Genomic DNA, 12,161 nt, shown 5'->3' with positions numbered 1-12,161 from the left:
CCGGACGTTGCAAAGTCCTGGGACCCGTTTGCCGGCGAACGTGCGACACTGGTCCCGCACTACGCTTGCCCGGAGCGGGATGCTCTCAACCGGTCAGCCAGACAACGCCCGCGATGATCATCAGCGTTACAACACCAATGGCGACCATGGTCTGCGTATCGGGACCTGTGCGGGCACCGGGTTTCGGCTGGAAATAGGCGGCATCCGGATCGTTTTCCGTAACAGGCTCGGGTTCAGGTGCAGCCTTGGCGGGGATCAGTTTCAGCGTCAGCACCAGAAACAAGATGGCCATGATGATGGCCAGAGCCGGGGCGACGGATACTCCGACACCCATGGCAATACCGCCGTTCATGTCCCGGCCCTCAATGGCAACGAGGATCGGATAGACAACGATAAACGCCCCGAAAAACCCGACCACCGCACCGACGATCGCGGCGATTATTGCCAGAAGTGCCCGCATCTCTGTTCCCCCGAGCGTGCCTTTAGGGAAAGCTTAGCCTGCGAAAGCACGTTGGGGAAGACGCCGGGTCTCCCTCTCCCCGTTCCGGCGCTTGTGGTGGATCGCAGCGCGGGACTACGTTAAGGGTGAGGCTCAACGGACCCCTCGGAGACCGGTTATGAGATACGCCCTGTTCCTGTTGCTTGCGCTTCTCACGGTGGCCCCCGTTTCGGCGACGGAAAGAGTCGCCTACCTGATCGTGCTGGAGGCGGCGTCCGCAAAGATCGAAAATGGGCGGATCAGCCTGGAAGGAACCGGCGACAGGGTGGTTTTCTTTGCCGACAGGCCGTTCCGTGAGGTGCACGCGGAAACGCTTCAGGATCTTTTCGACAGCTGGATTGACGTCACTGACAGTTTCAAGTCCGACCCGCCCAATGCAGCCGTTACAGGCATGGAGGACGGCGAGCCGGTGGAACTCGTTGTGGAGCTCTCCCGCCCACAGCTTCAGAATAAAGTTCTCAGCTTCGACATCATGCGGCTCGACGGCCCGGATGTCGCTGGTCTCAAGGATGTCTCGGTGCTGATCGACATCAGCTTCGGCGATATCCTGAAAGGGGCGAAGTAGCCGTTTCCATTCCGGTCGTCACCTGGCGGATACGTCGGTGCCGTTCAGTACCTGTCAGCTCACAATCCACGCGGATGTCGTCTTTCCTCTTTCGTCATTTCGAAAAGGTGAGACACCGCCGACCGAAGATCCGGGAACCAGACATAGTCTGCGCCGAAAGCGCGCTTATTCTCTCATAAATATGGACCAATGAGTGAGCTGCGTTCGCGCGGACGTCTGGGGTCCGGATTGGCGCGCAGCTTTGCTGCGCTTGTCCGAAATGACGGCGGGGAGGAGAGGGCGATAGTCTCCTGAAAGCCTCATATTTCCACCGTCATTGCAGGGCCCGACCCTGCAATCCATGCCGTGCCTTTTCGACAATCGAGGCTTCTCGGTAAGGCCTGCGTATCGGCATGGATCCCATGGTCAAGCCATGGAATGACGATGAAACGGAGCGATGCAGACAATCCAGCCCTACTTAGCCCCGGCCGGCGAGCCGTTCCGGAGCAAAGGAAAAATAGCTACTGCCCCGGTCGCCCACTCTTCTTCGGCCGGCCTTTCCGTCGCTTCTCTTCCGCCGGATCCTCATAGGACCCCGCACCGATCTTTGCCCTTACCAGCGGTTTGACCGGATCGTCTGACCCAAGCGGGACTTCCGTGCGGCCGACGGTCATTTCGTCGAGGGTGTTCTTGCGCACCTTGGCGCTGGGAGCGGGTAGGGTATTCTTGTCTTTGGCTGCCTGGGCCTTGTCGCGGGCGGTCTGTTTCTTCTTGCCGCTGGCGCCTTCCTTGGTGCCGCCTGCGCCGAACTTGCGGTCGCCCTTGTAGCCGCCGGTCTTGCTGTCGACGTCGGACTGGCGGGCCATGGCGTCGTCGGCGACGGCCAGTTCGGTTGCCTGCAGGCGCTTGATCTCGTCGCGCAAGCGGGCTGCGGTCTCGAAGTCGAGATCGGCGGCGGCATCGCGCATCTGCTTTTCCAGGTCATCGATATGGGCTTTGAGGTTGTGGCCGACGAGGTTCCCTTCTTCGGCGAAACCGGCATCGATGGTGACGTGGTCCTGCTCGTAGACGCTTTCCAGAATGTCGCCGATGGAGCGGCGGACACTTTCCGGAGTGATGCCGTGTTCCTCGTTGTAGGCGAGCTGCTTTTCGCGGCGCCGGTTGGTTTCGGCAATCGCCCGTTCCATGGAACCGGTCATGTTGTCGGCGTAGAGGATCACCTTGCCGTCGACGTTACGCGCAGCGCGGCCAATGGTCTGGATCAGCGAGGTCTCGGAGCGCAGGAAGCCTTCCTTGTCCGCGTCCAGGATCGCGACCAGCGCGCACTCGGGAATGTCGAGGCCTTCGCGCAATAGGTTGATGCCGACCAGCACATCAAAGGCACCCAGGCGCAGGTCGCGCAGAATTTCGATGCGTTCCAGCGTGTCGATGTCCGAGTGCATGTAGCGCACGCGGACGCCGTTCTCGTGCAGATATTCCGTCAGATCCTCGGCCATGCGCTTGGTGAGCGTGGTCACCAGCGTCCGGTAGCCTTTCTGGGCCACCTCGCGAACTTCGCCCAGAAGGTCGTCGACCTGGCTGGTGGCCGGACGGATTTCCACCGGCGGATCGATCAAGCCGGTGGGGCGGATGACCTGTTCGGCGAAGACGCCGCCGGACTGGTCCATTTCCCAGGAGCCGGGGGTTGCCGACACCGCGATGGACTGCGGCCGCATGGCGTTCCATTCCTCAAAGCGCAGCGGACGGTTGTCCATGCACGACGGCAGGCGGAAGCCATACTCGGCCAGCGTCGCCTTGCGGCGGAAGTCGCCCCGGTACATGGCGCCGATCTGCGGAATGGTGACGTGGCTTTCGTCGGCGAAGACGATGGCATTGTCCGGCAGATATTCGAACAGGGTGGGGGGCGGCTCGCCCGGCTTGCGGCCGGTGAGGTAGCGTGAATAGTTCTCGATGCCGGCGCAGGAGCCTGTGGCCTCCAGCATTTCCAGATCGAACATGGTGCGCTGTTCCAGCCGCTGCGCCTCCAGCAGGCGGCCGTGCTGGTTCAGCTCCTCAAGCCGGTGCTTGAGTTCGTCCTTGATCGACTTGATGGCCTGGTTGAGCGTCGGCTTGGGCGTGACATAGTGCGAGTTGGCGTAGATCTTGACGCTTTTCAGCTCGCCCGACTTCTGTCCCGTGAGTGGATCGAATTCGGTGATCGACTCGATCTCGTCACCGAACATGGAAATGCGCCACGCCGTGTCCTCGTAGTGGGCCGGGAACAGCTCGATGGTGTCGCCGCGCACCCGGAAGGTGCCGCGCTGGAAGGCGGCGTCGTTGCGCTTGTACTGCAGGGCCACCAGATCGGCGATCAGCTGGCGCTGGTCCATGCGCTCGCCAACCTCGATGGCAAAAGTCATGGCGGTGTAGGTTTCGACCGAGCCGATACCGTAGATACAGGACACGGAGGCGACGATGATGACATCGTCACGCTCCAGCAGTGAACGGGTCGCGGAGTGGCGCATCCGGTCGATCTGCTCGTTGATCGAGCTTTCCTTTTCGATGTAGGTGTCCGTGCGCGGAACATAGGCTTCCGGCTGGTAGTAGTCGTAGTAGGAAACGAAATACTCGACCGCGTTGTCCGGGAAAAAGGACTTGAACTCCCCGTAGAGCTGGGCCGCCAGCGTCTTGTTGGGGGCCAGGATCAGCGCCGGGCGCTGGGTGCGGGAAATCACCTGCGCCATGGTGTAGGTCTTGCCCGAGCCGGTGACGCCGAGCAGAACCTGGGTCTGGTCACCGTTTTCCATGCCTTCCACAAGGTCGGCAATGGCGGTCGGCTGGTCACCCTTGGGTTCGTAGGCCGATTTCAGCACGATCGGAACGCCGCCTTCGGATTTCTCCGGACGCTCCGGCCGGTGCGGCACCCAAAGCTCGCCGTTCTTGTGCAGCGGGTTGCCGCTTTCGATCAGCGCAGACAGCGCCTCGACGGTCGCCGTGGCACCCTGGTTGCCGGTCAATTCGCCGTATTTGCTTTCCTTGTTCTTCTTCTTGTTGTCTTTCTGGTGCTGCTTGAGCTGTTTTTCGAGGCTTTCGGCCTCTTCCAGCGACATGTCGAGACCGGCCACCGGGTTGAGACCACCCGCCGCGCGTTCGCGCGCGCTGTCTGCCTTGCCGATGGAGGTTCCGCGCGACGACTTGGTCGGCTTTTCCTTTTTCGCGCTCGCGGTCGCACTGGTCTTGCGGCCTGACTTGCGTACGGGCGCGTCGTCGGCCCGATCCTTTTTTCTCTCACCAGCGCGCTGCGTTGCTGCCTTTTTCGGCTCCGGCTTGTCCGCTTCTTGCGAAATCTCGGCTGCCCAGTCGCTGATCGACCCGGACAGGGGCGCACCTGAAAAGGGGCTTTGCGGCGCTTCGCCGAAGCCGTCAGCAGATGTCGTATCGTCGGAGGAGGATTTGGTCGGGCGCTTGCTCATGGGCGCAATATGGTTCGGTTACGCGCGCGAGGAAAGGGGGTGGTTGCGGGTTTGTTCCGCTTTTTGCCACTTCCTGTCAGTCTCCTGACATAAGGGTGTCAGGAAGTCCGTTGAAGGGAGTTGGTCGCAGGACGAAGATCGGCAAAAAAATCGGCCCGCGAAGGGCATGTGGTGCGGGCCGATGGAAAGGTTGGATAATGGCCGTGCGATGGGGCCATGGCCAGTCTCGGTCCGGCGTTCCCCCTGTCCGGATGTGTGAGTGACAGGGCGTGATGCCGGGCAGTTCAGTTCACGACTTGAAGTGCGGTCACCAGGCGGTCGCCGGACACCGTTGTCGTGAAGGTGATCAGGACTTCCGATCCGATCATCAGATCTTGCGAACTGTGGCTATCGGTCAGATGGAACCTGGACCCGTCTTCAAGGGAAAACAGGCCATTGAAGGGATCGATGGACAGGATCGTACCTGCGATTTCATCTGCGAGCGCGGACCGAAGGCTGTGCGGGGGCAAAGTCAGCAACAACGGCACCGTCGCAATCGCGATGAGCCATTTTGGCATTCACGTCTCCATGTACAAAAAGGGGCGTCAGGATCCGGGTTCGGGGGCGTAGCGGATCCTGAATAGCAAGAGTGACACACCGGCAGAGCGAGGTAAGTGGTCGTCGCGGTGGAAGGTCACTGGCTCAGGGCTGAACCTCTATGGAGAGGATCGAGTCGACGCCGTTTTCCGAGCCGTTGTAGAGAATGGTGACGGTCTTTCCCGCAGCCAGGGTGTCCGGCACAGCGACGGAGCTGGAAATTGTCTGGAACTGTGTCTTGTCGCTCAGGACAAGCGTACGGGTTGTCGGATTCCAGGTAGAGACCGAAGCAGTCACGCTGTCGGCAACTGCGGGCACAAGGCCAGCAGCAAGGAAGGCAGCACCAAGGACAAAGCCGCGAATGGCCATTGCAGATATCCTTTCAAGGACAGAGATGTTTGAAGGTGCAGTGGTGTCGCGGTCATGACGGTTTGTGACCGGTGTCATGACGGCTTGGGTTCTCTATCCATCTCATGCCTGGAAAAACCAGAAACACTGCCTGGTGAGTGGCTTACGCGGGACGCGCTTAACCCTGCTGACCCGGATTCAGCGCCCGGATTACGGCGGAAATTTGTCCGGAAACCGGGGAGCGAAAATATTTTTCAGCCGGATTTCAGGAAGGCCTTTCAGTGTTTTTTCAGCGAATTTTCCGCTGTCTTCAGGTGCGTCTAAGCTGCAGGCAAACACGCCAGACATAACGCCCTTACGGACCGATGCGCCCACGTGAGGCTGTTGTTTCGCTTTGTAAATCTTTTGCGTGCTGCGTAGTTTGCTGAATATTCGGAATGGCTCCACCGTGCTATAATCGGTTCCACCAGATCACAAGCAGACAAGCTGCATCTTGCGCGGAGGAGGCGAAAGATGAGACTGAGAGCTATTGTTGAAGTTACGCTGATAACGGGCATGTTTTACGCGGTTTCCCCGGCTGGCGCTGACCCGCTTGACCTGACGCATCAACCGGATCTGGCTGTAGCGAAGGTTATTCTTGCAAGCCTGGACGGCGGACTTGAAGTGCCGCCGATGCCCAACATGTCGCCGCGCCTGTCGGGCGCTGTGAACCTTCCGGGATCTTCGACGGACAAGGGCCCGTTGATGCAAGTCGCCGGCCGTTGCGGATCGTCCGAATACTACTGTGACTCGCCCGGTTTCCTTTATTGCTGCGGCAATTCCTCGGAAGGGTTCTACTGCGCTGCCGACGTCAACGGTTGCACCAAGTAGCCCTCGACTCGTTCACATCTGCCTGCCCAGAGGCTGACTAGCGGCACTCACATACGGACATGCGGCCCTGCACGGTGGTGCGCCACTGGCCACTCCAGCTGAGACCGTTGCCAAAGCAGATACCGGGGCATTTGCCCTGCGCATCAGCGTTGTTCCAGATCGGCCCGGCCTGGATTTCACGTCCCGGGCTGGCCTTCTCACACGCACAGACCGACATCTGCCCCTGCACCGTCGTATGCCACTGCCCGTTCCAGCGCGCTCCCAGCCCGCCGCAGACACGCGGACATTTCGCCTGCGCGTCACCATTGTTCCAGATCGGCCCGGCCTCGACGTTGTAGGTCTGTGCGCTGGCGGGAAGTGCAATGAGCAGGAAGAAGAGCGCTGTGAGCAGCTTCGGCAATCGCATCGGGACCTCCGTAGACAATCGATCCGCCAGAGCTTCCATTACCTCTCGCCGTGTGTCGACCGGGAAGTTCTGTGTGAACTGGTTTCTCGCACGGTGTGGCCCCTGCTTCGGCAGGGCCAGGATCGGGGATCGCGGTGTCCGTGGGGCGGTATCTGGAAAATTTTTAGGTCAGAGGATTACTGGATCCTTGCCTTCGCGGGGACGACAAGGAGGGGTGGTGGGCTATGGGGCTTAAAGGCGGACTGGGCTGTCTCGCTCAGCAATGTCATCCCGGTTTGGCGTAGCCAAGACCGGGATCCAGTACCCCTTGGAGCCGGTAAATGGACACTCGCGAGGTCAGAGGATTACTGGATCCCCGCCTTCGCGGGGATGACAAGGAGGGTGTGGTGGGCCATGGGGCTTAAAGGCGTGTGGGGCTGTCTCGCTGAGCATTGTCATCCCGGTTTGGCGCAGCCAGGACCGGGATCCAGTTCCCCTTGGAGCCGGTAAATGGACATTCGCGAGGTCAGAGGATTACTGGATCCCCGCCTTCGCGGGGATGACAAGGAGGGTGTGGTGGGCCATGGGGCTTAAAGGCGTGTGGGGCTGTCTCGCTGAGCATTGTCATCCCGGTTTGGCGCAGCCAGGACCGGGATCCAGTTCCCCTTGGAGCCGGTAAATGGACATTCGCGAGGTCAGAGGATTACTGGATCCCCGCCTGCGCGGGGATGACAAGGAGGGTGCGGTGAGCTCTGGGGAACAGAGGCAGGCGTGGCCGCCACACTGAGCATTGTCATCCCGGTTTGGCGCAGCCAAGACCGGGATCCAGTACCCCTTGGAGCCGGTAAATGGACACTCGCGAGGTCAGAGGATTACTGGATCCCCGCCTTGGCGGGGATGACGAGGAGAGTGTGGTGGGCCATGGGGCTTAAAGGCGGGCGGTGCTGTCTCGCTCAGCATTGTCATCCCGGTTTGGCGCAGCCAGGACCGGGATCCCGTACTCCGTGTCGCTGGGAAGTGGAAACACAAGCGGTTAGAGGCGTACCGGATCCCCGCCTGCGCGGGGATGACAACGGGAAGCCAGCCGGTTCAGGAAGTAAACGGGGCTTCACTCCCCCCTTGGATACCTTTGGCTGTCCTCGACCACATTCAGGTCCATGTGGTTGCGCATGTAGCGTTCGGAAGCTTTTTGCAGGGGCTGGTAATCCCAGGGGAAATAGGCGCCGTTGCGCAGGGCTTCGTAGACGATCCAGCGGCGGGCCTGGGATTGGCGGACTTCGGCGTCGAAGGCGGCCATGTCCCACTGTTTTCCGGCGATTTCGGCAAAATGCACGGCGGTTGCGGCATGGGCGGGATCGGCGGCGAGGTTGGTCAGCTCATGCGGGTCGTCCGTCACGTTGAAGAGTAGCGGTGGATCGAGTTCGCAATGGATGTATTTCCAGTCGCCTTCACGGATGCCGACCAGCGGAGCGTAGGAAGCCTCTGCAGCATATTCCATCAGCACCGGTGCGGTGCGGGCTTCGCCTTGTGCCAGCGGTACCAGGCTGGTGCCGTCGGTCCAGGGCATGATCTCGCTCATGTCGATGCCGGCGAGGTCGCAGACGGTGGGCAGGACGTCGAGCGTGCTGACCGGATCTGCAATGTGCCTGGGAGCAAGATCCGCATCGGCAACCATCAATGGCACGCGGGCGGAGCCTTCGAAGAAGTTCATCTTGAACCACAGTCCGCGCTCGCCCAGCATGTCGCCATGGTCGGAAACGAACAGGATGGTCGTGTCCTCGGTCAGGTCCATGGCCTCGAGCGCATGCAGGATCTCGCCGATCTTGTCGTCCAGATAGGTGATGTTGGCGAAATAGGCCCGGCGCGAGCGACGGATGTCTTCTTCCGTAATGTTGAATTTGCGCCAGTCGTTGGCATCGAAGATGCGTTTTGCGTGCGGGTCGTGGTCGTCATAGTCCATCGCAGGCACCTCGGGCAGCAGGTGCTCGCAATCCTCGTAGAGATCCCAGTATTTCTGACGGGCGACATAAGGGTCGTGCGGGTGGGTGAAGCTCACCGTCAGGCAGAAGGGCCTGTCGTATTTGCCGCGGCCGTAGTCGTGGATCTTGCGCACGGCCTGGAAGGCGACATCGTCGTCATATTCCATCTGGTTGGAAATCTCGGCAACGCCCGCACCCGTGACCGAGCCCATGTTGTGATACCACCAGTCGATGCGCTCGCCCGGCTTGCGGTAGTCCGGCGTCCAGCCGAAATCCGCCGGATAGATGTCGGTGGTCAGACGCTCCTCGAAGCCGTGCATCTGGTCCGGACCGACGAAATGCATCTTGCCCGACAGGCAGGTGGTGTAACCGGCGCGGCGCAGGTGATGGGCGTAGGTCGGAATGTCGGAGGCAAATTCGGCGGCGTTGTCGTAAACGCCCGTGCGGCGCGGCAACTGGCCCGACATGAAGCTGGCACGCCCCGGCGCGCACAGCGGCGAGGCAGTATAGGTGTTCTCGAAGCGAATCGATCGGGCTGCAAGTTTCTTCAGGTTTGGCGCATGCAGAAACTCCACCGGGCCGTCCGGAAACAAGGTTCCGTTCAACTGGTCGACCATCAGGATCAGGATGTTCTTGCGCTTTCCCATGATGCTTCTCCGCCGTGAGTGAGGACCTTGTCGCAAGTGTTAGCTTTTTTTTAATTGAGCGATCAATCAAAAACGGCATAGTATGAAAAACAGGCGTCTTCGTGTCTGGCAATTCTGTCCGGATCAAGGACGTTCAGGGCAGATTTCTTTCGCGCGGACACGTTCACGCGGCGTCATTTCCATAATGAGGACATCAAAAAGAGGGGACATGAAAATGGGAAATCTTAACAAGCACATCCTGCAGTCCGGGGTCTCCCGGCGCAGCATTCTGCAGGGAACAGCGGCGCTGGGGGCAGCGGCTTTCGCGGGCCAGTTCGCAGTCGGACCGGCGGCGGCGCAGCCCAAGAAGGGCGGCACGTTCAGGGTCGGCATCGCCGCCGGCAACACCAGTGAAAACTATGATCCGGGCACCTGGGACAATGTCTTCGTGCAGGTGTTCGCCACATCCCGTCATGGCTACCTCATCGAGATCACTGCGGACGGTACCCTGGTGGGCGAAGTGGCGGAAAGCTGGGAACCGTCTCCCGATGCCACAGTCTGGACCTTCAAGATCCGACAGGGAATCGAGTATCACGGGGGCGGCACGGTCAAGCCGGAAGACGTGGTGGCCTCGATCAACTATCACCGCGGCGAAAACAGCACCTCGGCGGCGAAGCCTTTCGTCGATCCCATCAAGGACATCAGCGTCGACGGCGACAGTGTCGTGTTCACGCTGGAAGCGGGCAATGCCGACTTCCCGTTCGTGGTCAGCGACTATCACTTGCCGATCATGAAATCCTCCGACGGCAAGATCGATCCGACCAGCAGCGACGGTTGCGGTCCCTACAAGGTGACCAACTACCAGCCGGGTGTCATTGCCGAACTGACCAGGAACGAGAACTACTGGAAGACCGACCGGGCGCATTTTGACGATGTCAAGCTGCTGACCATCGTTGACCCGGCAGCGCGTCAGTCAGCGCTTCTGACCGGCAATGTCGATGTCATCGATCAGGTGGACCTGAAGACCGTCGGCCTGTTCAAGCGTTCGCCGAACGTCACGATCCTCTCGACGACGGGCACGCAGCACTACACGTTTGCCATGGACACGCGCACGGCGCCGTTTAACGACAACAATGTTCGTATGGCGCTGAAATATGCCGTCGATCGCCAGGAACTGGTCGACAAGATCCTGTTCGGCTACGGGGCGGTTGGTAACGATCATCCGATCAGCCCGTCCAACCGTTTCTTCGCGGACGACCTGGAACAGACCACTTACGATCCCGACAAGTCGAAATACTACCTGAAGCAGGCCGGTCTCGACTCCCTCGACGTCAGCCTGTCAGCGGCTGATGCGGCCTTTGGCGGTGCCGTCGATGCGGCCGTGCTTTATTCCAACAGCGCGAAGCAGGCCGGCATCAACATCAAGCCGGCACGCGAGCCGAATGACGGTTACTGGTCGGATGTCTGGATGAAAAAACCGTTCTGCGCAGTCTACTGGGGCGGACGTCCGACGGAAGACTGGATGTTCTCCGTGGCCTATGCGTCAGGCGCTCCCTGGAACGATACCTACTGGGAGAACGAGCGATTTAACCAGTTGCTGAAGGTGGCACGTTCCGAGCTTGACGAAACCAAGCGCGCCGAAATGTACCGCGAAATGCAGAACCTGGTGCGCACCGATGGTGGCGTGATTATTCCGATGTTCGCCAGCTATGTAATGGCGCACAACGAAAAGGTCCAGCATCCGGAAAAGGTTGCCGCCAACTGGACCCTGGACGGTTTCCGCGCCGTTGAACGCTGGTGGTTCGCTTAACAGAGCCAAGACGGCTCCTGCATCCGTAAAGGCGAAGGCGGTGGAACCCGCCTCGCCGGATCGACCTTAAAAGCGCTCCATCCGGAGCCTTTCCAACGGCCGGCCGGGCAAGTCCCGCCGGCCGCTTTTTTTGAAAAAGACGCTTGACCTGGAGTGCGCTCCAACCGGTAACTGAAGGAAATCGTTCCGTTCGGAGACTGACATGCGAATTGGCGACCTGGCCGAGAAATCGGGACTTTCGACCGACACCCTGCGCTACTACGAAAAGATCGGCCTTCTGCCACGCCCCCTGCGGGACGGTGGCGGACGGCGGGTTTACGATGCGACGATCCTCAGGTGGATCGACTTCCTGGACCGGCTGAAAGCGACCGGCATGGGCATCAAGGACCGGTTGCGTTACGCGGAGCTGCGCACCAAGGGGGCTGCTTCGTTGACGGAGCGCCGGAAGCTGCTGGAAGTGCACAGGGGCAAGGTTGCCGGCGACATTGCCCGGATGACCGAGATGCTGGACGTCCTGGACGATAAGATTGATCTCTACAGAAGAATGGAGGCGGGAGAGACCGTCGATCCGGCCTTCGAAAGCTGCGCCCGGACCGAACACGGCGCGCCGCCAAGCAAGGAAGCTCCGAAACATGAGCACCGCCCTGGAGCGCGGCCGCGCGCTGACGCAGAAACTTAACCCGGACCTGGAAGCCATACTCAGCGATCGTTACGACGATCTTCTACCCGGATTTGCCGAAAGCCTGATCGAATGGGCTTACGGCCGGCATTACGCCCGCGACGGGCTGGACCTGAAAACGCGGCAATTGTGCACCATCGCGGCGCTGACCGTTCTGGGAGGTCAGACGGCGCCGCAACTGAAGATCAACATCGAGCATACGCTTGCCGCCGGTGCGGACCGGAAGGAGATTGTCGAGGCAATCTGGCAGATGGCCGTCTACGGCGGCCTGCCGGCAGCCATCAACGGTCTGAACGCGGCTCGGGAGGTGTTTGAGGCACAGGATGCGGCGTGAGGGGGGCGATGCCACTCACGAAACAGATGCCTGACTGCCTCTCCATCGTCATCCCGGAC

Annotated in this window: 11 protein-coding genes; 5 read left to right on the top strand and 6 right to left on the bottom strand. The window is 60.5% G+C overall.

The window, feature by feature from the left end:
* Positions 1 to 85: 85 nt before the first annotated feature.
* Complete coding sequence (locus tag ACYQ54_RS06140) at positions 86 to 460, bottom strand: hypothetical protein (RefSeq protein ID WP_460080285.1); 375 nt, start codon at positions 458 to 460, stop codon at positions 86 to 88.
* Between the two features lie 157 nt (positions 461 to 617).
* Here ACYQ54_RS06140 and ACYQ54_RS06135 point away from each other — a divergent pair, with 157 nt between their 5' ends.
* On the top strand, positions 618 to 1,064 hold the full coding sequence (locus tag ACYQ54_RS06135; RefSeq protein ID WP_460080283.1) for a hypothetical protein: 447 nt from the start codon (positions 618 to 620) through the stop codon (positions 1,062 to 1,064).
* A gap of 500 nt (positions 1,065 to 1,564) precedes the next feature.
* On the opposite strand, the gene uvrB is transcribed toward ACYQ54_RS06135, so the two are convergent.
* The 3 genes from uvrB to ACYQ54_RS06120 all read right to left on the bottom strand — a co-directional run bounded on the left by uvrB (position 1,565) and on the right by ACYQ54_RS06120 (position 5,440).
* Positions 1,565 to 4,495 (bottom strand): excinuclease ABC subunit UvrB, encoded by a 2,931-nt coding sequence (gene uvrB, locus ACYQ54_RS06130; RefSeq protein WP_460080281.1) that lies wholly within the window; start codon positions 4,493 to 4,495, stop codon positions 1,565 to 1,567.
* 284 nt (positions 4,496 to 4,779) lie between these two features.
* The gene (locus ACYQ54_RS06125) at positions 4,780 to 5,052 is read right to left on the bottom strand and encodes a DUF1344 domain-containing protein (protein ID WP_460080279.1); all 273 of its coding nucleotides are present in this window, start codon (positions 5,050 to 5,052) and stop codon (positions 4,780 to 4,782) included.
* 124 nt (positions 5,053 to 5,176) lie between these two features.
* Entirely contained in the window at positions 5,177 to 5,440 is a 264-nt protein-coding gene (locus tag ACYQ54_RS06120; protein WP_460080278.1) for a hypothetical protein, read from the bottom strand.
* 492 nt (positions 5,441 to 5,932) lie between these two features.
* Between ACYQ54_RS06120 and ACYQ54_RS06115 the strand changes: the two genes are divergently transcribed.
* Positions 5,933 to 6,289, top strand: coding sequence for a hypothetical protein (locus ACYQ54_RS06115; protein WP_460080277.1), 357 nt, complete (start codon positions 5,933 to 5,935; stop codon positions 6,287 to 6,289).
* A gap of 37 nt (positions 6,290 to 6,326) precedes the next feature.
* On the opposite strand, the gene ACYQ54_RS06110 is transcribed toward ACYQ54_RS06115, so the two are convergent.
* Both ACYQ54_RS06110 and betC read right to left on the bottom strand, forming a co-directional pair.
* Complete coding sequence (locus ACYQ54_RS06110; RefSeq protein WP_460080274.1) at positions 6,327 to 6,695, bottom strand: mannan-binding lectin; 369 nt, start codon at positions 6,693 to 6,695, stop codon at positions 6,327 to 6,329.
* Positions 6,696 to 7,782: 1,087 nt separating this feature from the next.
* Positions 7,783 to 9,300, bottom strand: coding sequence for a choline-sulfatase (gene betC / locus ACYQ54_RS06105; RefSeq protein ID WP_460080272.1), 1,518 nt, complete (start codon positions 9,298 to 9,300; stop codon positions 7,783 to 7,785).
* 214 nt (positions 9,301 to 9,514) lie between these two features.
* Here betC and ACYQ54_RS06100 point away from each other — a divergent pair, with 214 nt between their 5' ends.
* From ACYQ54_RS06100 to ACYQ54_RS06090, 3 genes are all read left to right on the top strand, one after another.
* On the top strand, positions 9,515 to 11,089 hold the full coding sequence (locus ACYQ54_RS06100; RefSeq protein WP_460080271.1) for an ABC transporter substrate-binding protein: 1,575 nt from the start codon (positions 9,515 to 9,517) through the stop codon (positions 11,087 to 11,089).
* 202 nt (positions 11,090 to 11,291) lie between these two features.
* Complete coding sequence (locus ACYQ54_RS06095) at positions 11,292 to 11,768, top strand: MerR family transcriptional regulator (protein WP_460080269.1); 477 nt, start codon at positions 11,292 to 11,294, stop codon at positions 11,766 to 11,768.
* Positions 11,722 to 12,102 carry a carboxymuconolactone decarboxylase family protein gene (locus tag ACYQ54_RS06090; RefSeq protein ID WP_460080268.1) on the top strand — a complete coding sequence of 127 codons (381 nt, stop codon included), beginning with the start codon at positions 11,722 to 11,724 and terminating at the stop codon, positions 12,100 to 12,102. The genes ACYQ54_RS06095 and ACYQ54_RS06090 overlap by 47 nt, the downstream gene beginning before the upstream one ends.
* Positions 12,103 to 12,161: the final 59 nt, after the last annotated feature.

This window comes from Roseibium sp. LAB1 (assembly GCF_054658235.1).
Note: the sequence above shows the minus strand (reverse complement) of the source record. Positions and strands in the feature narration are given on the sequence as shown.

Bases quoted from the DNA above. Each gene is read 5' to 3' on its own strand.
- ACYQ54_RS06095 (WP_460080269.1), top strand. From the start codon at position 11,292: ATGCGAATTGGCGACCTGGCCGAGAAATCGGGACTTTCGACCGACACC.
- ACYQ54_RS06110 (WP_460080274.1), bottom strand. From the start codon at position 6,695: ATGCGATTGCCGAAGCTGCTCACAGCGCTCTTCTTCCTGCTCATTGCA.
- ACYQ54_RS06120 (WP_460080278.1), bottom strand. From the start codon at position 5,440: ATGGCCATTCGCGGCTTTGTCCTTGGTGCTGCCTTCCTTGCTGCTGGC.
- uvrB (WP_460080281.1), bottom strand. From the start codon at position 4,495: ATGAGCAAGCGCCCGACCAAATCCTCCTCCGACGATACGACATCTGCT.
- ACYQ54_RS06115 (WP_460080277.1), top strand. From the start codon at position 5,933: ATGAGACTGAGAGCTATTGTTGAAGTTACGCTGATAACGGGCATGTTT.
- ACYQ54_RS06140 (WP_460080285.1), bottom strand. From the start codon at position 460: ATGCGGGCACTTCTGGCAATAATCGCCGCGATCGTCGGTGCGGTGGTC.
- betC (WP_460080272.1), bottom strand. From the start codon at position 9,300: ATGGGAAAGCGCAAGAACATCCTGATCCTGATGGTCGACCAGTTGAAC.
- ACYQ54_RS06100 (WP_460080271.1), top strand. From the start codon at position 9,515: ATGGGAAATCTTAACAAGCACATCCTGCAGTCCGGGGTCTCCCGGCGC.
- ACYQ54_RS06135 (WP_460080283.1), top strand. From the start codon at position 618: ATGAGATACGCCCTGTTCCTGTTGCTTGCGCTTCTCACGGTGGCCCCC.
- ACYQ54_RS06090 (WP_460080268.1), top strand. From the start codon at position 11,722: ATGAGCACCGCCCTGGAGCGCGGCCGCGCGCTGACGCAGAAACTTAAC.
- ACYQ54_RS06125 (WP_460080279.1), bottom strand. From the start codon at position 5,052: ATGCCAAAATGGCTCATCGCGATTGCGACGGTGCCGTTGTTGCTGACT.